Here is a 23,526-nt window from a genome sequence, read left to right on the forward strand (position 1 = left end):
CGTGTTCGATCCCTATGTCCGGTGTTGAATTCAGGTTTGGGTCGTGATTGGTCGCCGCTATGCCGACGAACCGACCATCTTTGGACATTGTCATCCCCTCCCAGTTGAGCAGCTGACTTGAAGTAGGTGTGCCAAGTGCAGTGAAAGTGAAAATAAATCAGAAACGACTATTCTGAAGCAGTGATTGTCACTGTACGTTATGATTGACGTCCGAGCCGCCGTCGTAGCAGAGGAGTCCGGAAGGTTCCACATCGAGGAACTTTCCCTCGACGAACCGCGGTCGGACGAAGTGCTGGTACGAATCGTTGCGACCGGCGTCTGTCCGGCTGACATCGCCGTCCGTGAGCAGCATTTCCAGATGGCGCTGCCAGCGGTACTCGGGCACGAAGGGGCGGGTGTCGTCGAAGCAGTCGGCGAAAACGTGACGACCGTTGAGCCCGGCGACCACGTAGTAGTGAGCTTCGATCACGATGGAACCTGTCGAAACTGTACGGAAGGTGCCGTTGCGTACTGTTCACGGTTCTCTGCGTACAATTTCGACGGTGTACGTGGAACCGATCAGTCCTCGCCGCTGCACAGAGATGGCAAAGAGGTCAGTCTCTTTTTCGGCCAGTCCTCGTTCGCGACGCACTCGATTGCGAGCGAGCGCCAAGTAGTCACGGTTCCGGATACCGTCCCGTTGGAGATTCTTGGACCACTGGGCTGTGGTATCCAGACCGGAAGCGGCGCAGTCATCAACTCGCTTGATCCCGACCCCGGTACGTCGATTGCCGTGTTCGGCGTCGGAGCCGTTGGGCTGAGCGCAGTACTGGGTGCAGTAATAAAGGGGTGCACGACGATCATCGCTGTCGACCTGCTAGCGGAGCGCCTCGAAACGGCAGCGGACCTCGGTGCGACGCACGTTCTTAACGCCGACGAGGAGACGAGCCTCGCGGAGACAATCCGCGCTCTCACCGATGGTGGTGTCGACTATTCGTTAGACACCACGTCGATTCCACGGGTAGTGCGGCAAGCGGTCGATGCAACACGAATTCCAGGGACCTGTGGGCTTCTCGGTGGTGCCCCACCAGAACCGGAACCGAGTCTTGACATGAATAGCGTCCTCCGGGGACGGACAGTCCGTGGAATCTCCCAGGGAGACTCGATTCCGAGCGTCTTCATCCCGCGGCTTATCGAACTCTACGAACAGGGACGGTTCCCCTTCGACGAACTGCTCTCCTTCTACGAATTGGCGGATATCAATCGGGCCGTCGACGACTTGGCAGACGGCCGTGCAATCAAACCCGTGCTACGAATTTCCGATTCGCCCTGAGAGACACCGATTGACACGTTACGTTCGTGAATCGCCTCAAGACCAAGCAGTTCGGGATCCGTTTCGGAGGTGAGAAACAGTGCCATCGACCCGCGACGTCAAAAAGCCACAGAGCGTAGCATCACTATGCGCAGCCGATTTTCTGACTCTCGCTGGATGGCAGTTGCCGGTAGTACGATTTTCCTCTTCGTCTTGTCGATGTTGCCGTCACCGCTCAAGCGCCACCCCGAGTGGAAGTGGATCGGCCCGGACAAAGTCATGCATCTCGTCGGACACGCGGGCTATGCGGTGCTGATTGCGGATGCATTCCGCGCGGACCGCTGTACCGACCGGGGAGCCGCCGTCCTCGCGGTGTGCATCTCGACCACCCATAGCCTCGTGACCGGCCGAGCACAGAACTGGGTTCCCGGACGGGAGTTCGAATTCGCGGATGTCGTTGCGAGTCTGCTCGGTGCGCTCTTCGCTGTGTTTGGCTGGTACGTCGTGAGGGAGCGCCCGTTGCAATAGCCCCCTGAGACCTAGTCCACGGTTCGGAATAGTGCGAATATAGCGGTCTTGGACGTGGTGTCCTGCTACCCACTCCCGTCCGTGGACTCAAGCACAGTCGGGTCGTACTGAGACTCGTGTCCGACAGAACGAGTGGCACGAGCGGAGGGAAAGAGCGGTGGCACGGTGTAACAGCCTCTGCCCTGCTGTTGCTCGTCGGTTCTCTCATTCCACTGCCGCCCCGACATAACCCAGATTTCGGAGCGTACGGGCCCGATAAGCTCCTGCATCTACTCGGTCACGCCGGGTTTGCAGCCGCACTCGTAGCCGCATTCGACGATACCGAACCGCCGTTTCGTGGTGCCCTGACTGCTGTCGTCGTGTCGACCGCCTATGGAGTCGGAACCGAGCTGCTTCAGGAAGTGATTCCGGGGAGAGAATTCGAACGAGGGGACGTTATGGCAAGTCTCGTCGGGTCGATTATCGGCGCATTCGGTTGGCTACTACTTCGCACTCGGAAATCAGCTGCGTGACCAACTTCGGAGGTCGTCGGATGGGCAATCGATGTCCCTTACTACGTGTGTTCGTGAGCAGGGACCTCCCCAGAACGAGAGCCGTACATGAGGTACGCTTGAATCGCAAACACAACGGTAAACCCGGCGTTCAACCACGTGGTGTAGCCACGGGGTGCTGTCCCTCCGGCCTGACCCTGCGGCGGAATAAGCCCCAGACTACCCCAGAGGAAGTGGATAATAACACCGACGATAACCGCGGTGACGAATATCGAAACGAAGAGCACGCCCGCGAGTCGCAAGCCGTAGTATCGTCGGTAGGCATCGTCGATGGTCGGCACGATGAGGTCGGCAAAGATGAACGACATGACGCCTCCGAAGGCAATACCATTGTTCCAGAGAATGACCGCGAAGGGGACGTTCCCGACGGAACAGACGAACGTGATGATGCCGACAATCACGCCGATGACCGCGCTCGCAGCTACCCATCCGAGAGTACCCTCAGCCCCGATTCCAAACAGGGTCGTCCACCACGCTCGGGGGACGAACGCACCAATCAGGCCAGCGACGAGAAACCCCGCAGCAATGTCTTTCCAGAGCATCTGCCACTCTCCAATCGCGTTTCGTGAAGCCTCTTTCCAGCCGCCAATGGTCAGTAGTCGCTCCGTCCACGTGCGTTCCTCTTGGTTCTGATACCGACGTTTGCACGCTTCGGAACAGAAGTACTCCGTGCCACCATCTCGTTCGAGCGTGACGACATCCGTATCCGTGGGGTCGATTCCCATTCCACAGGTAGGGTCACGGACACCCTCCTGTGTCTGTAAGTGCTCGCGAGCGGCGCGAAACCAAGCGTCCGGGACGGCGTATTCGAGAATCGCTGCGAATAACACGATAAGGATGCTACCAGCGACGTAATCGGCGATTACAAACTCCCAGCCGAGGAGAATCCACATCACGAGTCCGAGTTCGATTACGAGGTTCGTGCTGGCAAACTGGAACGCTGCGAGGCTCGCCACCGGGGATGCGCCCTTCTTGAACAGGGACTTCGTCGTGGCGACCGCACCGAACGAACAACTCGACGATGCGGCACCGAACAGCGACCCCAACCCCAGTTCGCGCCAACCACTACCGCCTAGAACCTGCGTCATTTGCTCCTCGCTGACGAACGCTTCGACCGCCCCCGCAATCGTAAATCCGAGTACGAGCGCCCACCACGTCTCCCAGAACATCTCGCCACCGAGACGCAACCCCTCAATGAAGGTCTCAACCACGCTCATCGGCTATCAGAGACACCCTTAGTTGGTGCATCGTGGCTAGCGCGGTTAACGACTGTTGTTGATTTCAACCAGAGAGAATTTCACGCTGAATAGAATGATATCAACCGCTCTGTCGAGGGTGTACATCTCTCAGACGGGAGAAAGACATATGTTCTGAACAATGAAATTCCTACGGCAAAGATGGTAGATATCCATCAGTTCTCCGATTCCCGCGTAAATCGGATACCGCAACTCATCATCGGGTTCGGAGGTGTACTTCTACTCTCTGTCTTTGGAGAATGGGTTGTCCTCGGGGAGATGAGACTGGACTGGTTTCGTTCGACGGATCTTTTCGGCTACATCATCACTACGAGTCCGTTCGTATTCGGCATTATCTATGGCGGGTATTGGCTCGAACGAAGCGGACTGGGACCGGAACGGTACGCTCGAATCGTTAAATGGCTCCTCGGCGGGTTGGGCGTCTACCTCGGGATCAATCTCTTCATTATCCTCGTGTTTCCCGCTGAAATAGACCTCTCATTCTTTTTCGGCTGGGTCCGGTTCGCAATCGCAATGGGGGCGGCTGGTGGTCTTCTGATTGGAATTATAGAAGCGCGCGCAATCCAGCGCGAGCGCGCCGCAGAGCGTGCCATTGTCCACGCTGAAGAATTGGAATATCGAAGCGACCAGCTGGAGTTTTTCAATAGCATCCTCCGACACGACGTTCTCAACGGGATGACCGTCATTCGGGGACACGCGGAGCTCCTCGTTGAGGACCTCGACGAAGACGACCACCACCAACACGCTGAAACGATTCTGCGGTGGTCCGATGACGTTGTAGATATCGTCCAGCGCGTTCGCAACGTCATACAAACGTTAACCAGAGAGTCGGAGCATCAGTTGACGAACGTCGGCCTCTCAGCAATCATCACCGAGGAGGTTGCGCGCGTCCAGTCGGCATATCCCGAAGTGACGTTCGAGACTGACATTCACAACGAAGTGCACGTTAAAGGCGATGAACTGCTGAATGAAGTCATCGGCAACGTCCTCTCGAACGCTGCGATCCACAACGACCCCGACGAACTGTGTGTGACCGTGACCACTGAGAAGGACGAAGAGAGGGGAACAATCAGGACGCGCATTTCCGATACGGGCCAAGGCGTTCCAGACGACAGGAAGGATGCCGTCTTCCGCCGCGGTGAGACAGACCGGACGAGTGGCGGATTTGGGCTGTTTTTCGTCGATGCAATGGTGGGTGCCTATGGTGGCGAGGTGTGGATTGAGGACAACGCCCCGCAAGGTGCCACGTTCGTTATCGAACTGCCGTTGAGAAGACCGTCGAAAGCAGCGGGCAGTACATCCGAATTAGTCCCCTCTCGGTAGGTCAGAGTGGCGAAAACTCAAAGCACCGACCCCAACGACCGGACCGAAAAGAGAGCTCACGTCTCGCCTTCAACACCGGGCTCGAACGGGCTACGCTCCAAATAGAGGAACTCGAACAGAAAAACGAGGATGAAGATTCCGATGGTCCAGAATAATATTTGGATGTCGGTTCGATACAGATGATAGAGGACAATCGGAATCGCGGCGGTCGTGCCGAGCAGGCCGAGTGCGGGAACGATGCGGTTCGACCCCGTCTCGTCTGCAAGCCGGAGGTTCGTGTAGTTTGTAACGGCGAACGAAACGAGAAATGCCACAGAACCGAACTCGGTGATCTGCTTGAGCGTGCCCAGTGCGGCGAATGCCGCCGTTAACCCACCCATAACCAGAAGCGAGTAGACTGGGATTCCCTCTCGGTTCCGGAACGAAAAGAGCCGCGGCAGCGCACCCTCGGTCGCGATCTTGTGAACGAGTCGGGCCGTACCGAACAGCGTCGCGTTGATACCCGATGACGTGCTTTTCATCGCCGAGAGAATAACGAGGACGAAGCCGGCGGCACCCAGAACCGGAATGTGAGAGACGGCCTCGGCGAGTGCGACCTCCTCGTGGGCTACGAGTTGGACGGGTGTCAGATGAAGCGTCGCCATGAACGACCCGCTAAACCGCCTGATTATTTATTAAATACGCAAACCAACAGAACGATATGGTTGAGCACACGCGGACACTCGATTTCAAAATCGCGTTCGCGATTGGGCTGGGGACGATGATCGCGGCCGGGATTTTCTCGCTTTCCGGGACGGCTGTATTCCGAATCGGTTCGAGCGCCGTCATCGCGTTCGTCCTCGCAGCACTTGTTGCTGGAATCACCGCCGCAGCCTACTCCGAGTTCGCGTCTATCTACTCCGAAAACGGGGGTGGATACCTCTTTTGCTCGCGTACGTTCGAAGAGTGGGACCGTCTCAAATACGGCGTTGGAATGTCCCTCTTTCTCGGATACACCGGGACGACAGCGTTCTATCTCGCGACGATGGACGAGTGGTTCTTCCGGTTTATCCTCCCGGAGTCGCTTCAGTCCCTTCCACACGGAAGCGTTGGGATTCTCGCAGCACTCACACTTGGACTGCTCAACGCCCGCGGGACCGAGGAATCGGGGATTTTCCAGCTTATCGTCACGAGCGCGAAGGTCGGAGTCCTGTTCGTCTTCATCGGCGGCGCGATTGCGTTTGCCGGACCAGCGGGAGCAACGACAACGTTCGTCACGAACATCGAGGCCGAACCAGTCGGCATCGTCTCGGTCGCCGCACTGGCGTTCATCACGTTCTTCGGATTCTCGGCTATCGCCGCGAGTGCGGGTGAGATTATCGAGCCTCGGAAGACTGTTCCCCGAGCCATCGCCGCGAGCATGATTACCGTCACAGTGCTGTACGCGCTCGTCATCGTCGCGATGGTGAACGCGCCGGTCGCCCGCGAAGTGCTCGCAGAGGGGGAGACGGCGATGGGGAGCGTCGCGGCATCCTTCCTCGGGCCGTGGGGGCAGTTACTCATCGTCGCCGGTGCCGTCTTCTCGATGGTAAGCGCCTCGAACGCCTCGATTCTCGCCGCGAGCGGTATCGGGTCACTCATGGGCCGACAGGGACACGCGCCCCGGCGGTTCGCCCGCATCCATCGCGACTATCGGACACCATTCTGGAGTGTGACGACAGCAACGGCGACAATCTGTCTCCTCATCTTCGTGTTCATCACCCTCTTTTCGGAGCACGGACTACTCGGCGTCCATTTCCTCGGGTTGAGCCCCCTCACGGGATTCGCTACGTTCAATCTCCTCGTCCCACTGGCCGTGGTAGATATCGCGCTGATTTACTCCCGGCGGAACTACCCGGACATCGAACGAGGCTTCTCGATGCCGCTCGTTCCTGCCCTCCCCGTGGTGGGCGTACTAGCCAATCTCGCACTTATTCTGAACCTCCCCCCTATTGGGGTTGGTATCGGCGCTGCACTCACTGTTGGACTCGTTATCGCCTATCTCGTCTGGGGCGGCGCTCCGCATATCGAAGAACTCGTCGAGAAGATTGTCTCGACCGGCGCTTCCGGCCAATCAGGTTCCAGCACGACGGCCGCAACGGGTGGTGAGACGGAAGAGAGGGAACGAGAGCGGTTCCGAGTTCTCGTGGCGCTTGCACGCCCAGAGAGAGCGGTCCCCTACGTACGGCTCGCCGAGACGCTGAGTCGAGGGGAAGAGGCAGAACCGCTGGTTCAGGTGCTCAACGTCACTCACATCCCGGACCAGACGCCGAACGAGATGGTCCGCGAAACAGCCCAAGAGCGGGCCGAGCGAATAGAAGCGCTCCTTTCCGAAGCCGACATAGACGTTGAATACACCGTCGAAGGGCATATCTGCCGAGATATCGCGTTCGACATCCTCCAGACAGCACGGGACGACCAGGCTGATCAGATTCTAATGGGTTATCCGGAGGAGAACCCGGGAATCACCGAAACCGTCGAATACAACGCTCCGTGCGGAGTGTTCTTCACGAGCAACGTGGATGCTATCGACGATTTCTCGACTATCAACGTCGGTGCTGGTGGCGGTCCTCACCACCTCGCGCTGCTGCCAATTGTAAATCGACTGGGGCAGCAAGGGGCCAAGGTGCACGTCATTAGCGTCAACCCGAAGCGAGGTGGGACCTCCGAACCGGTCGATGAAACCGTCTCAGCTCTCACGGGAATCGAATCGCTCCAAGTGCACAACCTGACTGCCGACACGGTTGCCGAGGGACTCGTCTCGACGTCTATCGGAAACGGTGGGTTCCTGCTCATCGGAGCGACCCGTGACCGTCGGCTCCGACGCTGGGTGTTTGGCAGTACGCCCGACCGAACAATCGACCTCGCCCGGTCCTCGGGTGTTCCAGTGCTGATTCACGCGAGTACGAGAGGCGTCTCCGGCCGAATCGAGGAATACATCTTCCCCATCTACCGGTATCTCCGACGCCATCTCGGGAGACATCGTGCATTCCGTCATATCATCGAAACACCCAGCGAGACAGAGTAGTAAACGCGTTTCCAAACACTCGACGACGACGCTGTAGAAGACGAGTCACGATACGAATGATAGGAGGGAACTACCCTCGGCGTTACGAGTAGAAGGGAACGTCAGTATCGGGGTGAACTCACGTCACGACGGACGCAAAGCACCACCGATGAACCGTTCAGGTCGGCTGATAGACGTAGTATCCGTCCTCACGCTGGACGAGACCAAGGTCCATGAGGTGTTCGAGCACTGGGTAGAGCGTGATAGTCTTCATCCCGAGCGTGTCCCGAAGTTCCTCTACGGTCCCCACACGTTGCTGCGAGAGATAGAGGTAAACGAGCTTGGTCTGGGACGATGTCAGCGTCTCTGGGAGCGGTTCGACGGACCAGTCAAGCTCCGCCTCTTCGCTCTGGTACGGTGGTACGGACGTGAGTCGTGGGTCTTCCTTATACATGATTGTCACCACTCCATCCCACCATTGACGCCGAGTACTTGTCCCGTCATGTAGTCCGATTCGTCGCTGGCGAGGAACCGAACGATACCCGTGATATCATCCACCTCCGCGAATCGGTTGAGAGGGATACGTTGGCAAATCTTATCTTGTATCTCCTCGCCCACGTCATCGAACATGTCGGTTTGGGTGAAACCAGGTGCGACGCAATTAGCCGTCGTCCTGTGTCGCGCCAGTTCGAGAGCGATAGTGCGCGTGAACCCGAACAGTCCACTCTTTGTGGCCGCGTAGTTGGCTTGTCCGAAGTTGCCTTGCTGGCCGACGACGCTCGAAATGTTGATGAGGCGACCGCGGTCTGCCTCCTTCAGGTCGTCGTAGAAGACCTTCGTCGCGTTGAAGACGCCGCCGAGGTTCACGTCCATGACGCGGTCCCAGTCCTCGCAAGTCATGTTCTCGAACTTGCAGTCGACTGTCACGCCCGCGTTGTTCACAAGTACATCAATAGGTCCGAATACTTTGTGCACGCGGTCGCGCATCGCCGAGACCTCGTCGTACTCACAGACATCGGCTTGAAGCGCAATAGCGCTCCCACCTGCGGCCTCAATCTCGTCAACGACGTCATAAGCTTCGGCCTCCGAAGTTCGGTAGTTTACCACGACATCCGCACCTGCTTCTCCAAACTCCTCTGCGATTCCCCGTCCAATTCCCCGTGATGCGCCCGTTACCAGGCACGTCCGTGATGTTAAATCGTTCATATTTGCTCAGTGTTGTCACTATATCGCACACGAGTGTCGTTTCGCCCTCGTTATACAATCGAACGTTACGAGGTACTCTCGACGTATGGCTCGCGTGGAATTCGTACACCCACTACAATTGTTAGATTGTCGTCATTCTATAAAGAAATTTCTCCACCAATGGATGTTACCAAACAACATGGTTAGACAGTCACTATAACACGACTATAACCGAGCAAACTGAACATGGGGACGAGGGTGCGAGGTAGGAGACTACTAACGCGTCCTGACTTAGGCACCCGGTGTATACGCACGCGGGCTGTTCTCGAGCGTTTCGAGGTACTCGACGACCGAACAGGACCGATCCCCGTTATGGCAGGGGTAAACACCCATTAACTCCTCATCATCATCGTAGACCGCGAGACAGAGTGTCGGGAGAGAAACCACGTCGTAGTGCTCGTCCGCAATCGAAGACACGATGGTCCGCTCGTCGAATGTAGCCTGGAGCGAGACATCGTTCTCCGCCGCCCACTCTCTGAACTCGTGGATGTACTCGAGCAACTCACTCCCATACTCTGTGTTCGCGATAGGTCCGTTGGACCGTAGTTCGCGTCCCCATACGCGGACATCGTAGTCATCGATGTATCCCGCGTCAGCGAGTTCTGTTAGCTTCTCGACTGCCGCTTCCTTCATGCGTTCCACACCGACTTCGGCGTCGGCACGGAGGAATAACTTCACGTGGTTCGGTTCATCTGTTCTCGTGGTCATGACGGGTGCTGCCAGTCGACGTAACTGGGATTGCTAGTACAACGAACTACCCAAAAACTCTTTGCACGCTCACATATCCTGTAAGTAGTTATCACATAACTATATCTTTTGCGTGAATAGTTAGTACTTGGCACTGTATACAGTGTGAATCACTTCGGGTCACATTAAGGGAAATCAGAGGTTCCCACATCCAGCAAATTGTAGAACGGTTTGCGAGACCTCGACGTACTCGGTCTATTCCGCCTGTAGAATATAGCACCTGACCGTTCCCGCCTGTAGAATATAGCACCTGACCGTTCGTGAAATTACTCCACATGGTCCGGTGCCGAGTCGACGAGTACGACGGCCTCGCCCTCGATAACGGCTTCACCATCGGCGTTCGTAACCGTCGTCGACAGGCGGAAACGGTCCTCAGCCAGCGCCTCAACGACTTCGACTTCGGCAGTGAGCCGAGAGCCGATTTGCACAGGATTCAGGAACCGCATGTCCTGAGAGAGATAGACAGTAACGCCGGGAAGGCGAGCCAGGGCCGCGCTGATGAGTCCCGAAACAAGAGTTCCGTGGACAATGCGACCGCCGAATCGAGTCCCTTCTGCGAACGTTTCGTCAAGGTGGAGTCGATTCGTGTCGCCGCTCACCTTCGCGAACGCACGGACATCCTCGTCGGAGATTGTCTTCGAGAAGGTGACGGTGTCACCTGGATTGATGTTCTCAGAGGCGTCGACAGTCCTCGTCTCCGTCCAGTCCGAGTCGTCGTAGGCAACGCTCTCTACGCTCGGCTCCAGTTCGACCTCGCCGCTCTGGTCACCATCACTGAGACCTAAGGCTGCGAGTGTCGCTCGATTCGCCTCAAGGACGCTGTTCGCGAGGTGGCCAGAGGCGCGAAGCCATGCTGAAGTCAGTTGTTGCATCCCCGTCGATGAGGAGGGTGTCTTTCGGTTCGTGGCGGTGTTCTCACGAGTCATCTTATAAGGTCGTTACTGCGGCTCTGCACCCGCCCAACTTATGTACTTCGGTATGTGTTCACAATCGTCTACTGAGTGCCAGGCAGGGGATTTTTGCCGGCTTCTACACCATACGATACCATCTGATACCACTAAATGGTGTCGAAGGGAACATATATGTTACTGCAGGTACAACACCGAGTTAGGAGATGACGAACGACTCAAACGATGCGAGGTGGCCGCCGGCGCTGTTCGCATCACAGATGCAGAAAGCCAGCGAAGAGTTCACCCAACAACAACTCCGTCTGTTCGAACAACTGATGACAGCGGGTACGGGTGTTTCAGACAGCCCTTCGATGGGTGACTTCCCCGACCTCGGATCGATGAGTCTCCAAACCGCGGTCTTCAAAACGCGCGTGCAGAGTGGGGGGCGCATCAGCATCCCCGACGCTGAGCGCGATGCCCTCGACATCGAGGAAGGAGACCTCGTTCAGGCGTTCGTCGTCCCAATCAAACAATCACGTGGTGATTCAAATGAGTGAACAAGCCAACCCATTCACGCAGTTCTTCCAGTTACAGCGTCGCTCCATCGAGCAGAGTCAGCGGAGCATGCACCAAGGTATCGAGTTCCAAAAGCAGGTAACGCGCATGATGGTCGATGGTATGAAGGCCCAACAGTCAGTTAGCCGGAAGGGAACTGACTTCGCTCGGACCGCGGTCAAGTCATACTTCGAGATGATGGACTCGTCGGTGCCGGGAGACAACCGGATGTACGCGGACGTGAAGGACGCGATGGACGAGCAGTTCGACAGTATCGACGAGATGACCGAACAGACCTGGGATGTCATGGAAGAAAGCTTCGAGGAGAACGCAGACGCCATGGACGAAATCATGGAGCAGTCCCTGGAATACCTAGACGACGCGACTGAGGTTTACCTCGAAGGCCTACAGGAGATAGAGGAGACCTCTGCACAGGTCACACCAGACACGCCGGAGTAGTCTGTCGGTTAACTATTTTAGCCCGCCCGAGAGTATATGCCCATGTCACAACAAAAAGGGGACGAGTGGACGATGTATGCAGCAGAGATGAACGAGACGATGCTTGCGGCACTCGAACGAAACGTCGAGGCACAGACACAGTTCGTCGAGTCGTGGCTCGACGCGCTTGAGGAGACACCCGAGATGTCCACGGAGACGATAAGCGAGGGCCTCAACGGCTACGCTCGCGCCTACGAGGTGTGGATGAACGCCGCCGAACAGCAGTTCGAGCGAGCGAGCGACGCCTTCGAGGGCGAGGATGTATCTGCCAACGAGTTCCGCGATATCTGGTTGAACTCGGCGAACGAGGCATTCAAGGAGGTGATGGGTACCTCCGCGTTCGCCGCCGCGACCGGACAGACAGTCGAAGACGCACTCGAAATGCAGCGGGAAGTCGACGAAGCCGCGCAGTCGACACTGCGCACGCTCGGGTTCGCCACAGAGGGAGACATCGACGAAGTCGCAGAGCGCCTCGTCGAACTCGAACGGAGACAGCACGCCGTCGAGACGAAGCTCGACCGGCTCCTCGATGCGATGGACGTGGAGGGATGACACCAGTAACCTTCGCCTTGGACTTGCAGCGCCGACAGTGGGAGCAAGCTGCGGAACTCGTCGACCGGACTAGCGCTGCCTCTGACCGTGCCGAAACCGTGTCGGAGGTATCGGTCGGCAAAACCCCAAACGAAGTCGTCTACAAGGAGAATAAACTCAGACTCCTCCACTACGAATCGAAGACGGAGACACAGTACGATGTGCCCATTCTCATCGTGTACGCACTCATTAACCGGCCGTACATTCTCGACCTCCAACCCGACCGGAGTGTCGTTCAGACGCTCCTCGAACAAGGGTTCGACGTCTACCTCATCGATTGGGGCGAGCCGTCACGGCTCGACACCCACCTCACGCTCGATGACTACGTGACTCGGTACATCGACAACTGCGTCGACATCGTTCGCGACCGCTCGGGGCAGGACTCGATTAACCTTCTCGGGTACTGCATGGGCGGGACGATGAGCGTGATGTACGCTGCGCTCTTCCCCGAGAAGGTCAGGAACCTCGGTCTGATGGCCGCGGGACTCGTCTTCGATGACACGGGCGGAGTCCTCGAGCGCTGGGGTGACGAGCAGTACTACTCACCCAAGGCCGTGACCGATGCGTTTGGAAACGTTCCTTCGGAGTTCCTCGACGTGGGCTTCGCACTGATGGACCCTGTCGAGAACTTCGTAACCAAGTACGTCCGGTTGTTCGAGAACGTCGAGAACGAGTCCTTCGTAGAGAACTTCTCTCGGATGGAGCAGTGGCTCTCTGACGGTATCGACGTCGCGGGCGAGACCTACAAGCAGTTCTTGGAGGACGTCTACCAGCAGAACAAGCTCGCTCAGAACGAACTCATGCTCGACGGGAAGCAGGTCGACCTCGAACGACTCGAGATGCCCATCCTCCAGATTGTCGGGGAGTACGACCACCTCATCCCACCGGAGGCGAGTAAACCGTTCAACGACCTCGTTCCGAGCGAGGATACGGAGGTTATCGAAGGCGCGACTGGCCACATCGGGCTTTCCGTCTCGTCGCGCTCGCACGGAGACCTCTGGCCGGCCGTGAGTGACTGGTTCGCCGAACGTTCAGAGACAGGAACAGATGAGACACCTGACTCAGAGACGGAAGAGACCAGACCAGACTCGCAGGCGGAAGAAACGGACGAGACCCCCGATGAGGGACTCAAACCACAGGCGGCAGCGTCGAACGAAACTGTCGCCGAAGAGCCTGAACCACAGGTGGTAGAGTCGAACGAGACCACCGAAGAAGAACTCGAACCACAGGCGGTAGAGGCGAACGAAACCGCCCCTGAAGAACTCGAATCCATCGACGGTATTGGTCCCACATACGCAGAGCGCCTTGCCTCGGTGGGAATAACGTCGGTGTCTGGGTTGGCTGCGGCCGACCCATCGGAGATTGCCGCAACCATCGACGTGCCGGTCTCACGAGTGACCGCGTGGGTTGAACAGGCATCCGACCGCACCGACTAATCGTTTTTTCGACGTGAAAATCGCTTAGACAGGGAGTACCGGGATTTTTGCGAGCCGAATCACACGGTCCGTACAGCTCCCGATGTGTGGTACCTGGAACTCCGAATGGCCATGCCGACCCATCACGATGAGGTCGATGTCCTCATCCTCCGTGTACTCGAGAATGACCTCGTGCGGGATACCCCGCTTACAGACAGAGACGACATCGAGACCGAGGTCTTCCGCTTTTTCTTCCACTACCTGAAGTGCCTCTTCGCCGTGGTCCTCAATCTGCTCGAAGAAAAGTTCGTCACTCGAGAGCGCAGGTGTGTCACCGTAGGTTCGCCGGTCGATGACGTAGAGGGTATGAACAGTTGCCTTATATTTCCGGGCGATATCGAGGCCGTACTCGACACCGCGCTCGGAGCCATCACTCCCGTCGACGGGGATGAGAATATCATCGTACATCGTATCCACATATTTAGCAGCACAGGATATGAAACTTTAGTCCATCTGACGAGACCTTCGGGTACATTCACAACGCAGGACTGGTCGGTTTTTACGAATAGTATCTAACCTCTGATACCATACATCAGTTCTCAGCACATGATTTTTCGCTGTGCTATCGATTAGGCCGGGCTATTCAAGCAGAGTACTGCGAAGGAACAGAGATAACTACACCAGTGGGCTGTGAATTGCGTCTGTCAATCGAATATAAATGGTAATTACCATTTACACAGGTACGTTTGTAATGGATGAATTTTCACATACCATGAAATTCATACACAATAGAAAAGATTTCTGACTTTAGAAGGTGAAACGTAAAGAGTTGATATTCCGGTGTATCCACAACGGATGTCAGTTCTAGCCGTTAATTCACGGAGATAGTAATCACTAACAACGTTTTTCGAGGACGCATGCGATAGTACATGATAGAGGAACCGAGGGAGACGATATGACATACACACTCGAGATTAGTGACGATCTCAAAGAGCGGTTAGACGGCCATTTAGAGGAAGACGAATCGCACGAGGAGTTCATCGCCGAACTCCTCTCGATGTACGAGACTGAGGGGACATTCCTTCAAGAGGGATACTCAGAATAGGGCGATGACCATCACCACCGACCGGACGGCGTGGACTGAGCCGAACGGAATCGACGAAGCAGTAGCTGAAGTACAGTCGGTAACACACGAACCCGCACATCCTGCTGATCCCACTCAGTTATCGAATATCGATGGCGCTCACAGTTGACTGCGCGTCTCATTCGAGAGAAGGACCTCTCGTTCGTCGCTGTCGAGGGTGGCGGGCCTTCGAACCCCTTGTCACGGGCATTGCCCACGACACATGCGAGGGTTCTCACCAACACGCAGAGCGGTGGGAATGGGATTCGAACCCACGAGGCCTCTCGGCCACCTGCTTTCCAAGCAGGCACATTAGTCCACTCTGTCATCCCACCAGTTGCGAGCGTTGTTCAAGAGACAATACCGTTGCAACGACCAAACCAACTTCGGTCGGAGAAGTGTGTTACTGAAAGTCATGAATTTCAACTCAGCTGCGTGGAATCGCAAGACACAATCCCACCAATAATTATTCCGCCTTAAAATGGTTAGAAAATATAAATCTATTTGTAGCCTCGACAACATCTATTATCTGGTGCTACACCAATGCCAACCGAACTAGAAACAGTCCAGTTTTCGTTCTCAGACGTGACGGGACACGAGTACACTGACTCGAAGGATGTCGGCGTTCGTGGACCGGTTACCGCAGCAGAGACGGCCATCAAGAGCTTTGACATCGGATACGATGGCGAAGACCATCACATCATGTCCGAGAAGATTCAGACAGATGCCGACGTTCACGGCGACACAATCAGTGTGAATCTTCAGGCGCTCTTCCGCGACGCCAGCGGCCACATCGACGACCCCTACGGTGGCAATATCGAGGTACTCGTCGTTTCCGAGACCGAATAACTCGACCGACTGATTCGGATTTTTCGCGTCGGTATACAATAGTTAGTAGTAACTCGGCTATCCTCAGTATCCCGTTTACGAACCATTAGCGTCCAGAGTTACCAGCACTTTTCCTTTGGCACGTCCTTCTTCAAGATACCTGATAGCCTCGGGAACCTCGGCTAACGCGTATCGACTATCGATAACAGGCTTGACTGTACCGGTTTCGAGAAGTTCCTTTACGAAGGCCAGATCGTCTTTGTTAGGTTCCATCAGCAAATTACGTAGATTCTTACTCCCGACTACAGACAGTAACGGTCCGAAAATCATAGCTTGAAACAATCGACCGACTGGACCACCCACCATGACATAGGTTCCCTCTGGTGTTAATGCGCGCTTGTAATCAAACAGAGAATGTGATGCCGCAGTATCGAGAATCAAATCGTACGATTGTCTATGTTCGGTGAACTCTTCTCGGGTGTAGTCGATGACGCGGTCTGCCCCAATCGAGCGAACGATTTCCATTTTTTCCGTGCTGCAGACGCCGGTTACGTCAGCCCCGAACGATTTGGCAATTTGCACCGCAAACGTCCCGACACCGCCGGACGCACCATTAATCAAGACATTTTGGCCCGACTGAATCTGTCCAGCACCCCGAAGACCCTGAAGGGCGGTGACTGCTGCTGTCGGCACGACCGCCGCTTCCTCGAACGAAACGTCAGCAGATTTCATCACCAACGTATCTGCTGTTGCGACAACGTAGTCGGCAAAGCCGCCAAAACCACACTTCGATACGTCCCCAAATACCGCATCACCCGGGTGAAACCGCGTCACATTTTTGCCTACGACTTCGACCCGACCCGCAACATCCATCCCGAGTATCTGTAATTTCGGTTGTAGAATACCACCGTACATGAAGCGGACTAAGAACGGTGACCCCCTCATGAGATGGCAGTCACCAGCGTTCACCGACGCTGCACGAACGTCTATCAATACCTCACTGTCGTTGGGGGTCGGCCTATCCACTTCTTTTTGTTCGAAAACACTGGGATCGCCATACTCAGAGTACACAACTGCGTTCATTTTGTCTCCGTCCTGCCTTCCAGTCGCCGCATCGACCGTCATATTCGCTGAACGATGACTCCTATCTTCCGCATTACCATAATCTACCATGGCGATTATTTCTTATTTGTATTATATATTTGAGACAACATAATCGTTGGTTTGCTACTCCGATTCGAGGACCCGCGCATGTAGTTTTACCAGACCAGTCAGCATCCGCTTCACCGCAAGGCAGAACAAAACGACGTGCTGTCGGAGGGGAAATCGTATCCGTAAACCGTCGGGATTGTGCTACCGCCCGATGAGCCAGCACGATAGGCAGACAAACAATGAGGTCCGTGCGTTAAATAGTGGCACAGGCCATACTATACGGTGAGACAATGGGAGCGACTAGCAAGTTTACAGACAGAACCGAGGCGGGACAGTTACTCGCAGAGGAGCTCAATCGACGCGATATCGAGGCGGATATCGTACTCGCCATCCCACGGGGTGGGCTTCCGCTCGGGCGGCCTGTCGCGGACGCGCTCGATGTCCCGCTCGACATCGTTGTCGCGAAGAAAATCGGAGCGCCGGGGAATCCCGAATATGCGCTCGGCGCGGTTACGAGCGACGGGAGCGTCTGGCGTAACGAAGAGGGTCTCCGTGGGTTCGGTGATAACGAGGAGTATTTCGAACAAAAGCGGGCAGAGGAGGCGGAAAACGCGCGCGCAAAAGCAGAGCGCTACCGAGAGGGCGACGCACCCGACTTGACCGATAAAACGGTCGTCATCGTCGACGATGGAGTGGCGACGGGGTCGACCATCAAGGCTTGTATTCAACCAGTCCGTACCGCTGCAGATCGGGTCATCGTCGCGGTCCCAGTTGGGCCACCACACACGATAGACGAGGTTCGACAGATGGTCGACGAGGTCGTCTGTCTCCAGACACCGAGTAGCTTCATGGGTGTCGGTCAGTTTTACCGCAACTTCGAACAAGTGACTGACGAAGAGGCAATGACATACCTGGAACAGGAGTCGTAATCGGGTGAATAGTGACCCGATACCACTGATTTCACCTATTGCAACTATTCCTCATCGGGAACCAACTGCTGATGCGCAGTTGATACACAGGCCAGTCTCTTCGTCATAGTGGGTGTGACAAACGAGTGCGCCGCACTGCTGACACTGCTGTTCGGCAGCCATCGATTCACACACCTGACAGAGTCCGTGGATACTCATATTAGCTCGTGGTAAACACCGGAATATCTGACCGACCGACGAGGCGCGCAGTCGTGCTTCCGAGTAGGTGCTCAGGTCCCGCACTCCGGCCACGAGTCCCCAAAGTGATAACATCGGCGTCAACGCCGTCAGCATAGGAGAGGATTTCGTCCTCTGGGACGCCCCGTAAGACGGTCGTTGTCACCGGGAGATTCCGGTCGCGAGCAGTTGTTTCGATATCGGTGATTGCATTCTGACCGCCCTGCTTGAGGAGACCGACGATGCTCCGAGGAGCATCTCCAAGCCCGTAGGTCGTCGTGTCGATAACGTACACCACGTGAACGTCAGCGCCGTATCGCTCGGCGATACCAAGCCCGTGTTCGGCAGCACGTTCTGCAGCGTCGCTGCCGTCGGTCGCGACGACGACGTCGTCATACATGGCGTAGCCCTCAGTCGGGACAGTCACGTCTGGGGCAACCCGAACGGACATCACCGGTACGTCCGAGAGTGCAACCACTCGTTCCGTCGCCCGTCCCGTCAAGAACTCCCCGCGCCCCGCTTCACCGTGGGTCCCCATCATCACGAGGTCGATGTCGTTCGCTTCGATATACTTGGTAATTACTCGATGCGGAATGCCTTCGCTGACGGTACGAACGGCCGCGATTCCACTCTCGTCGGCTCGTTTCTGTACCTGCTGGGTCATATCCCGCCCGCGCCGCTCGGAGTAGTTCCGTAATTCGTCTCGTGCTGAAGACCCTAAGCCAGGTGGTTCGGGGCTGGTATCGACGACGTAGAGGATGTGGACCGTTGCGTCGCCAATTCGAGCGAGGTCGAGCGCCCGGACAACTGCCGCTTCAGCTTCCGAACTGCCATCCATCGGAAGGAGTATCTCGTCGTACATACTGGCGTTTATCTACGGTTTCGAGAATCAAATAACCCAAGCTCAGAGCATGTGTATCTCGTGTGTGCAGCGGTGTATTCGATGTTCAAGAATACGCTCAGACCAGCTTCCTTCCTACCGATAGAGCGTGTTTATCGGGCCTAAAAGTCTACCTGCGATTCTCACTTGGTGGTAGGCGCAGTCGAAATTTTGTCGAGTGCTACCATACACCTATATAGCTATGCCAGTGAAAAATATCGCCGTCGACGCGATGACAACCAGTCGGGAAGCCTCGGTTACAGACCTCGCTCAGACGATGCTGGACGAACAACTCGGTGACCTCGTCGTCGTCGAAGGCGACAAGCCAGTCGGGATGGTCACAGACCGTGACATCGCCCTCGCCGTCGCAGAACACGACGATGTAACCCAACTCACTGCCGAAGACATCATGACGGCAGATCCGCTTACGATTCACGAGGACGCGACAGCAGTTGACCTTCCGGCCAAGATGGCGGAGGGACAGGTCCGTCGGATTCCTGTCGTTGACGACGGAGGGGCACTCGTCGGCATCGCCACGCTCGACGATGTCGTCGCAACGACGGGCGAGATGTTGAAAGACGTTGCGACGGTAATCGAGTGGCAATCCCGCGAATACAAGCCAGAGGACTGACTCTCGTAACCACACCTTTTCGTTTGCGCTTCGTCGGTCACCAAACACTGCGCCGTCTGCTCCCGAGAACGGTCGTTCTGGGCTCCCACAATCAGTATTCGAAACCGAACAGCAAGATGTAGAAAGACACCAATGGACAATCTATGAGTACCCACCCAAACCACGAGCATTCGGACAAGCAATCACCGAGATATCGTTCTCATCCCCAGATCGAGGGGACAATCCTCTGTTGTCGTGTCTGCCAGCTAGAATCAGAGGGTGAAACGCGAGGGACGGTCTCGAAGCTACCCGATAGACACGAACATTCAGCAGGTGAGGGAGAGCACAGCCAAGAGGAGGGCGCGGACGGAGTAGGTGTGGCAGGAGTGGACGAACAGCCAGCCCACGAACACGGAACCGAGCATCCGCACAGTCACGCGGAGGCCGAACACCCCCCTTACGCAGCAGACGAGCACGACCACGAGAGGCACGAGCATGGAGTTGACTATGAAGATCAGAGAGCACACACGGACCACACCGGCCACGAACGGATGTTCCGCCGCCGGTTCTGGGTGTCGCTCGTTCTCTCGGCACCAGTCATTTTCTTCAGCGAATTCATTCAGGATGTCTTCACCTACACCGCGCCCACGTTCCCCGGGAGCGTCTGGGTCACACCCGTCCTGTCGGTGATAATTTTCGCGTACGGTGGAGTTCCGTTCCTCTCGATGGCCCGGACGGAGCTCGAGAATCGCGAACCGGGGATGATGATGCTCATCTCACTCGCTATTACGGTCGCATTCGTCTACTCCATCGCGAGCCTGTTTCTCGAAGGGACAACGCCGTTTTTCTGGGAACTCGTCACGCTGATCGACATCATGCTGCTGGGCCATTGGATGGAGATGCGCTCCGTTCGGCAGGCTTCCGGGGCGCTCGACGAACTGGCGAAACTTATGCCGGATACCGCAGAGCGGGTCACCGAGAGTGGAGACACCGAAGAAGTTCCCATCTCCGACCTGACTGTAGGAGATGTCGTGCTCGTCCGTCCGGGCGCGAGCGTTCCGGCCGACGGTGAAGTTGTGGAGGGTGACTCCTCCGTCGATGAGTCGATGATTACCGGTGAGTCTCGGCCCGTCGAGAAGGTACCCGGCACAGAGGTCATCGCCGGAACAGTCAACCAAGACGGCAGCCTCCGGGTCCAGGTGACAAAGACCGGTGAGGAGACAGCGCTAGCGGGTATCATGCGTCTCGTCAAGGAGGCTCAGCAGTCGGAATCCCGAACCCAGTTACTCGCCGACCGCGCAGCAGGGTGGCTATTCTATATCGCGCTCACCGTCGCAGGCATCACAGCTGTCGCGTGGGTCGTTGCGGTCGGGTCCAACATTACCGTCCTCGAACGGGTTGTGACGGTACTGGTCATCGCGTGCCCGCACGCACTCGGACTCGCTGTACCACTCGTGGTCGCTATCAACACCTCCACTGCTGCGCAGAACGGCATGCTGGTTCGCGACCGTATTGCGATGGAAGAAGCACGAAATCTAGATACGGTGATGTTCGACAAGACAGGAACGCTGACGAAGGGCGAACAGGGTGTCGTCGGTGTCCAGACCACGGAGGTCTGGGACGAAAAACGGGTATTCGAAATCGCGGCCGGTGTTGAGAGTGACTCCGAACACATGATCGCTCGTGCCATTCGGAACAGCGCCGAGGAACGAGGGGTACAACGAGAACAGGTCACGGGTTTCGAGAATCTTCGTGGACTCGGTGTCAGGGCTACCGCCGATGGAGAAACAGTCCATCTCGGAGGGCCCAACCTCATTGAAAAACTTGGCGTCGAGCCGTCCGGCGAAATCGCCGCCTTCGCCGCCGAAGCGGGAGCGAACGCCCAGACGGTCATTTATCTCGTACGAGAGAACTCCAAAGTTGTGGCAGCGTTCGCACTTGCGGACGTAGTCCGCGACGAGAGCCGGCAAGCCATCGAGGCACTACACGCGATGGGTATCGAGGTGGCAATGTTGACCGGTGACTCTGAAGACGTGGCGAAGGCCGTCGCCGAGGAACTCGGTATCGACCAGTACTTCTCCGAGGTCTTGCCCGAAGAGAAGGACACGAAAGTCGAACAGCTACAGTCAGAGGGGAAACTAGTTGCGATGGTCGGTGACGGCGTCAACGACGCCCCGGCACTCGCGAGGGCAGACGTCGGAGTCGCAATCGGCTCTGGGACGGACGTCGCCATCGAATCGGGAGATATCATCCTCGTCGACAACAACCCGCTGGACGTTGTCCGGCTCATTCGCCTCTCGAAGGCAAGTTACCGAAAGATGCAGGAAAACCTCGTCTGGGCAACTGGCTACAACGTGATTGCACTCCCACTGGCAGCGGGGGTCCTCGCTCCGGTCGGTATCCTGCTGTCACCAGCAATCGGTGCAGTGTTCATGTCCCTTTCGACGATTATCGTCGCAATCAACGCTCGCCGGCTCAAGAGGGTTGATTTGTCGATCTGACATCTTCTGTGGCGGTCTCAGCCAGCCTGAAGACGTCGAAAGTCGTTTTAGTTCCCTATCTCCTTGAACGCACCCGCGACAAGGAGAGGGAAGACGAGCGTCGCCTCTGCCTCAATTTGCGTGTAATTCGTCTCTCGTTCCTTGATTTTACCCCAAGACACAGCCTCGTTCGGCGGTGCACCGGACAGCGACCCATCTCCTTCCATCCCGGTCGAAATGTAGACGACGTAATCCGCACCGCCACGGAAGAGGTTCGTCATAATCGCGTGATGCTTCGGTACGCCACCCCCGACCGCAATAAGTCCCGTCGTGTCAGCTAACAGCCCATCTTCGATGAGTGAGTCGTAGTCGTCCAGAATCTCGATGCCGACCTCCGAGTCGTAGCCCTGACGATAGTAATAGAGGAAGTTCCCGACTTCGGCGTCTGTGAGCGCCGGGCAGTACACCGGCACGTCGTTATCCGCCGCTTGCTTCAAGACCGAATCCTCGTCGTCGAGCGTCTCCCCGAGTTCGCGTGCGAACGCCGTCGGCGTCCGTATCTTCTCCTCGGCGAAGAAGTCCTCGAAGAAATCATAGAGGTATTCCTCCAACCAGACGTACCGGTCAGACGGAACGAAGAGGTTGCCGAGCCGATTGATTCCCTGTTCACGGAGGTCGGCTTCGTCCGCATCCCACTCACCCATCTTGAACGGCTTTGCCGTCTTGATTACATCCTCGGTCAGCGAACCGGATGTCGTGATTAGTACGTCGACGTACCCTTCACGAACGAGATATGCGACGACCTCACGCAGCCCCGACGAGATGATATTCGACGTGAGAGTGAGATAGATGGTGGCGTCGTCCTCCTGCATCCGTTCGGCGATATCAATCGCTTCTGCGAGCTGTGTCGCCTGAAATCCGGTTGTTGCGTACGCGTCCAGCAAGTCATCGAACGTAAACTCACCGCGGAAATCGTACCCGCGCACGTCCGCCGTCGTTAGTTCTTCGTCACTCCCCGGGACGACGTGTTCGTGAGATTCGTCTTCATTCATATACGACGTGGTAGTCAACCCCCCGCTTTCAATCACTCGGGATACGGGTTACTTTCGGGAAGCGCTGGGCCGTTGTACGCGGGTCATAAGTAAACCAGTTCGCTAATTCTTGATAAGGAGTATTGTATAGATATGTGAATATAGAAAACGGTGATTGGAACCATAACACGAAATCACAGGGTGAATAGAGACTCAGTCAGCAGTATAGAAAGTATTGAAAATGAGACTGAGAGTATTCTAGACAGACAGTCTTGTTGTTGACAAACTCGTTAATCCCGGTGTCTGAGAGTGCGTGGCCGTTCCAGTATAGTAGCGTTTGCAAGTCAGTGCACTCAGTCGAC

Annotated in this window: 24 protein-coding genes and 1 tRNA gene; 14 read left to right on the forward strand and 11 right to left on the reverse strand. The window is 56.4% G+C overall.

The features are described 5' to 3' along the window. Positions 1-199 precede the first annotated feature (199 nt). The 3 genes from HFX_RS16410 (at position 200) to HFX_RS20155 (ending at position 2,331) form a co-directional block, all read left to right on the forward strand. Positions 200-1,312: an NAD(P)-dependent alcohol dehydrogenase gene (locus HFX_RS16410; protein ID WP_231512955.1), complete on the forward strand. Its 1,113-nt coding sequence runs from the start codon at positions 200-202 to the stop codon at positions 1,310-1,312. A gap of 156 nt (positions 1,313-1,468) precedes the next feature. Beyond that, entirely contained in the window at positions 1,469-1,819 is a 351-nt protein-coding gene (locus HFX_RS16415) for a VanZ family protein (RefSeq protein ID WP_004056151.1), read from the forward strand. Positions 1,820-1,935: 116 nt separating this feature from the next. Further along, complete coding sequence (locus HFX_RS20155) at positions 1,936-2,331, forward strand: VanZ family protein (protein WP_014732687.1); 396 nt, start codon at positions 1,936-1,938, stop codon at positions 2,329-2,331. A gap of 41 nt (positions 2,332-2,372) precedes the next feature. Here the strand turns inward: HFX_RS20155 and HFX_RS16425 are convergent, their stop codons facing one another. Further along, positions 2,373-3,587: a permease gene (locus tag HFX_RS16425; protein WP_004056149.1), complete on the reverse strand. Its 1,215-nt coding sequence runs from the start codon at positions 3,585-3,587 to the stop codon at positions 2,373-2,375. Positions 3,588-3,767: 180 nt separating this feature from the next. Here HFX_RS16425 and HFX_RS16430 point away from each other — a divergent pair, with 180 nt between their 5' ends. Then, the gene (locus tag HFX_RS16430; protein WP_004056148.1) at positions 3,768-4,949 is read left to right on the forward strand and encodes a sensor histidine kinase; all 1,182 of its coding nucleotides are present in this window, start codon (positions 3,768-3,770) and stop codon (positions 4,947-4,949) included. A gap of 56 nt (positions 4,950-5,005) precedes the next feature. On the opposite strand, the gene HFX_RS16435 is transcribed toward HFX_RS16430, so the two are convergent. Further along, entirely contained in the window at positions 5,006-5,593 is a 588-nt protein-coding gene (locus tag HFX_RS16435) for an APC family permease (RefSeq protein ID WP_004056147.1), read from the reverse strand. Positions 5,594-5,649: 56 nt separating this feature from the next. Between HFX_RS16435 and HFX_RS16440 the strand changes: the two genes are divergently transcribed. Next, positions 5,650-7,995, forward strand: coding sequence for an amino acid permease (locus tag HFX_RS16440; protein ID WP_004056146.1), 2,346 nt, complete (start codon positions 5,650-5,652; stop codon positions 7,993-7,995). A 157-nt stretch (positions 7,996-8,152) separates the two neighbouring features. Here the strand turns inward: HFX_RS16440 and HFX_RS16445 are convergent, their stop codons facing one another. The 4 genes from HFX_RS16445 to HFX_RS16460 all read right to left on the reverse strand — a co-directional run bounded on the left by HFX_RS16445 (position 8,153) and on the right by HFX_RS16460 (position 10,892). After that, on the reverse strand, positions 8,153-8,428 hold the full coding sequence (locus HFX_RS16445; RefSeq protein WP_014732688.1) for a helix-turn-helix domain-containing protein: 276 nt from the start codon (positions 8,426-8,428) through the stop codon (positions 8,153-8,155). Between the two features lie 5 nt (positions 8,429-8,433). Next, positions 8,434-9,180, reverse strand: a complete 747-nt coding sequence (locus HFX_RS16450) for a beta-ketoacyl-ACP reductase (RefSeq protein WP_014732689.1) — start codon at positions 9,178-9,180, stop codon at positions 8,434-8,436. 270 nt (positions 9,181-9,450) lie between these two features. Beyond that, positions 9,451-9,927, reverse strand: a complete 477-nt coding sequence (locus HFX_RS16455; RefSeq protein ID WP_004056143.1) for an HTH domain-containing protein — start codon at positions 9,925-9,927, stop codon at positions 9,451-9,453. Between the two features lie 305 nt (positions 9,928-10,232). Further along, complete coding sequence (locus tag HFX_RS16460; protein ID WP_014732690.1) at positions 10,233-10,892, reverse strand: MaoC family dehydratase; 660 nt, start codon at positions 10,890-10,892, stop codon at positions 10,233-10,235. Positions 10,893-11,080: 188 nt separating this feature from the next. Between HFX_RS16460 and HFX_RS16465 the strand changes: the two genes are divergently transcribed. From HFX_RS16465 to phaC, 4 genes are read left to right on the forward strand one after another with little or no spacing between them, the layout of a single operon-like run. Further along, the gene (locus HFX_RS16465) at positions 11,081-11,413 is read left to right on the forward strand and encodes an AbrB/MazE/SpoVT family DNA-binding domain-containing protein (RefSeq protein ID WP_004056141.1); all 333 of its coding nucleotides are present in this window, start codon (positions 11,081-11,083) and stop codon (positions 11,411-11,413) included. Beyond that, complete coding sequence (gene phaP, locus HFX_RS16470; RefSeq protein WP_004056140.1) at positions 11,406-11,870, forward strand: PHA granule structural protein PhaP; 465 nt, start codon at positions 11,406-11,408, stop codon at positions 11,868-11,870. The genes HFX_RS16465 and phaP overlap by 8 nt, the downstream gene beginning before the upstream one ends. Positions 11,871-11,912: 42 nt before the next feature. Next, positions 11,913-12,461: a poly(R)-hydroxyalkanoic acid synthase subunit PhaE gene (locus HFX_RS16475; protein WP_004056139.1), complete on the forward strand. Its 549-nt coding sequence runs from the start codon at positions 11,913-11,915 to the stop codon at positions 12,459-12,461. Then, positions 12,458-13,936, forward strand: coding sequence for a class III poly(R)-hydroxyalkanoic acid synthase subunit PhaC (gene phaC, locus HFX_RS16480; RefSeq protein WP_004056138.1), 1,479 nt, complete (start codon positions 12,458-12,460; stop codon positions 13,934-13,936). Before HFX_RS16475 ends, phaC begins: the two co-directional genes overlap by 4 nt. 24 nt (positions 13,937-13,960) lie before the next feature. On the opposite strand, the gene HFX_RS16485 is transcribed toward phaC, so the two are convergent. Then, positions 13,961-14,383, reverse strand: a complete 423-nt coding sequence (locus HFX_RS16485; RefSeq protein ID WP_004056137.1) for a universal stress protein — start codon at positions 14,381-14,383, stop codon at positions 13,961-13,963. A gap of 487 nt (positions 14,384-14,870) precedes the next feature. On the opposite strand from HFX_RS16485, the gene HFX_RS20160 reads away from it, so the two are divergent. After that, positions 14,871-15,020 (forward strand): DUF7557 family protein, encoded by a 150-nt coding sequence (locus HFX_RS20160; RefSeq protein WP_004056136.1) that lies wholly within the window; start codon positions 14,871-14,873, stop codon positions 15,018-15,020. A gap of 269 nt (positions 15,021-15,289) precedes the next feature. On the opposite strand, the gene HFX_RS16490 is transcribed toward HFX_RS20160, so the two are convergent. Beyond that, positions 15,290-15,373, reverse strand: a tRNA-Ser gene (locus tag HFX_RS16490). A gap of 208 nt (positions 15,374-15,581) precedes the next feature. Between HFX_RS16490 and HFX_RS16495 the strand changes: the two genes are divergently transcribed. After that, positions 15,582-15,887: a hypothetical protein gene (locus tag HFX_RS16495; RefSeq protein ID WP_004056135.1), complete on the forward strand. Its 306-nt coding sequence runs from the start codon at positions 15,582-15,584 to the stop codon at positions 15,885-15,887. A 75-nt stretch (positions 15,888-15,962) separates the two neighbouring features. Here the strand turns inward: HFX_RS16495 and HFX_RS16500 are convergent, their stop codons facing one another. Further along, positions 15,963-16,991 (reverse strand): NAD(P)-dependent alcohol dehydrogenase, encoded by a 1,029-nt coding sequence (locus HFX_RS16500; protein ID WP_004056134.1) that lies wholly within the window; start codon positions 16,989-16,991, stop codon positions 15,963-15,965. A gap of 317 nt (positions 16,992-17,308) precedes the next feature. Between HFX_RS16500 and HFX_RS16505 the strand changes: the two genes are divergently transcribed. Then, positions 17,309-17,947, forward strand: a complete 639-nt coding sequence (locus tag HFX_RS16505) for a phosphoribosyltransferase (RefSeq protein ID WP_004056133.1) — start codon at positions 17,309-17,311, stop codon at positions 17,945-17,947. Positions 17,948-18,146: 199 nt separating this feature from the next. Here the strand turns inward: HFX_RS16505 and HFX_RS16510 are convergent, their stop codons facing one another. Beyond that, positions 18,147-19,025 carry a universal stress protein gene (locus tag HFX_RS16510; RefSeq protein ID WP_004056131.1) on the reverse strand — a complete coding sequence of 293 codons (879 nt, stop codon included), beginning with the start codon at positions 19,023-19,025 and terminating at the stop codon, positions 18,147-18,149. A 220-nt stretch (positions 19,026-19,245) separates the two neighbouring features. On the opposite strand from HFX_RS16510, the gene HFX_RS16515 reads away from it, so the two are divergent. Together HFX_RS16515 and HFX_RS16520 are read left to right on the forward strand one after the other, a co-directional pair. Then, entirely contained in the window at positions 19,246-19,674 is a 429-nt protein-coding gene (locus HFX_RS16515) for a CBS domain-containing protein (protein ID WP_004056130.1), read from the forward strand. A gap of 530 nt (positions 19,675-20,204) precedes the next feature. Beyond that, positions 20,205-22,154, forward strand: coding sequence for a copper-translocating P-type ATPase (locus tag HFX_RS16520; RefSeq protein ID WP_137685704.1), 1,950 nt, complete (start codon positions 20,205-20,207; stop codon positions 22,152-22,154). A 47-nt stretch (positions 22,155-22,201) separates the two neighbouring features. Here HFX_RS16520 and HFX_RS16525 read toward each other — a convergent pair whose 3' ends face one another. Continuing rightward, positions 22,202-23,185, reverse strand: coding sequence for a deoxyhypusine synthase (locus HFX_RS16525; protein WP_004056128.1), 984 nt, complete (start codon positions 23,183-23,185; stop codon positions 22,202-22,204). Positions 23,186-23,526: the final 341 nt, after the last annotated feature.

The sequence above is a fragment of the Haloferax mediterranei ATCC 33500 genome (assembly GCF_000306765.2).
Lineage (GTDB): Archaea > Halobacteriota > Halobacteria > Halobacteriales > Haloferacaceae > Haloferax > Haloferax mediterranei.

Bases quoted from the DNA above. Each gene is read 5' to 3' on its own strand.
- HFX_RS16455 (WP_004056143.1), bottom strand. From the start codon at position 9,927: ATGACCACGAGAACAGATGAACCGAACCACGTGAAGTTATTCCTCCGT.
- HFX_RS16465 (WP_004056141.1), top strand. From the start codon at position 11,081: ATGACGAACGACTCAAACGATGCGAGGTGGCCGCCGGCGCTGTTCGCA.
- HFX_RS16425 (WP_004056149.1), bottom strand. From the start codon at position 3,587: ATGAGCGTGGTTGAGACCTTCATTGAGGGGTTGCGTCTCGGTGGCGAG.
- HFX_RS16495 (WP_004056135.1), top strand. From the start codon at position 15,582: ATGCCAACCGAACTAGAAACAGTCCAGTTTTCGTTCTCAGACGTGACG.
- phaP (WP_004056140.1), top strand. From the start codon at position 11,406: ATGAGTGAACAAGCCAACCCATTCACGCAGTTCTTCCAGTTACAGCGT.
- HFX_RS16440 (WP_004056146.1), top strand. From the start codon at position 5,650: ATGGTTGAGCACACGCGGACACTCGATTTCAAAATCGCGTTCGCGATT.
- HFX_RS16415 (WP_004056151.1), top strand. From the start codon at position 1,469: ATGGCAGTTGCCGGTAGTACGATTTTCCTCTTCGTCTTGTCGATGTTG.
- HFX_RS16515 (WP_004056130.1), top strand. From the start codon at position 19,246: ATGCCAGTGAAAAATATCGCCGTCGACGCGATGACAACCAGTCGGGAA.
- HFX_RS16460 (WP_014732690.1), bottom strand. From the start codon at position 10,892: ATGACTCGTGAGAACACCGCCACGAACCGAAAGACACCCTCCTCATCG.
- HFX_RS16510 (WP_004056131.1), bottom strand. From the start codon at position 19,025: ATGTACGACGAGATACTCCTTCCGATGGATGGCAGTTCGGAAGCTGAA.
- HFX_RS16525 (WP_004056128.1), bottom strand. From the start codon at position 23,185: ATGAATGAAGACGAATCTCACGAACACGTCGTCCCGGGGAGTGACGAA.
- HFX_RS16450 (WP_014732689.1), bottom strand. From the start codon at position 9,180: ATGAACGATTTAACATCACGGACGTGCCTGGTAACGGGCGCATCACGG.
- phaC (WP_004056138.1), top strand. From the start codon at position 12,458: ATGACACCAGTAACCTTCGCCTTGGACTTGCAGCGCCGACAGTGGGAG.
- HFX_RS16410 (WP_231512955.1), top strand. From the start codon at position 200: ATGATTGACGTCCGAGCCGCCGTCGTAGCAGAGGAGTCCGGAAGGTTC.
- HFX_RS16435 (WP_004056147.1), bottom strand. From the start codon at position 5,593: ATGGCGACGCTTCATCTGACACCCGTCCAACTCGTAGCCCACGAGGAG.
- HFX_RS16485 (WP_004056137.1), bottom strand. From the start codon at position 14,383: ATGTACGATGATATTCTCATCCCCGTCGACGGGAGTGATGGCTCCGAG.
- HFX_RS16505 (WP_004056133.1), top strand. From the start codon at position 17,309: ATGGGAGCGACTAGCAAGTTTACAGACAGAACCGAGGCGGGACAGTTA.
- HFX_RS16475 (WP_004056139.1), top strand. From the start codon at position 11,913: ATGTCACAACAAAAAGGGGACGAGTGGACGATGTATGCAGCAGAGATG.
- HFX_RS16500 (WP_004056134.1), bottom strand. From the start codon at position 16,991: ATGACGGTCGATGCGGCGACTGGAAGGCAGGACGGAGACAAAATGAAC.
- HFX_RS16430 (WP_004056148.1), top strand. From the start codon at position 3,768: ATGGTAGATATCCATCAGTTCTCCGATTCCCGCGTAAATCGGATACCG.
- HFX_RS16445 (WP_014732688.1), bottom strand. From the start codon at position 8,428: ATGTATAAGGAAGACCCACGACTCACGTCCGTACCACCGTACCAGAGC.
- HFX_RS20160 (WP_004056136.1), top strand. From the start codon at position 14,871: ATGACATACACACTCGAGATTAGTGACGATCTCAAAGAGCGGTTAGAC.
- HFX_RS16520 (WP_137685704.1), top strand. From the start codon at position 20,205: ATGTTCCGCCGCCGGTTCTGGGTGTCGCTCGTTCTCTCGGCACCAGTC.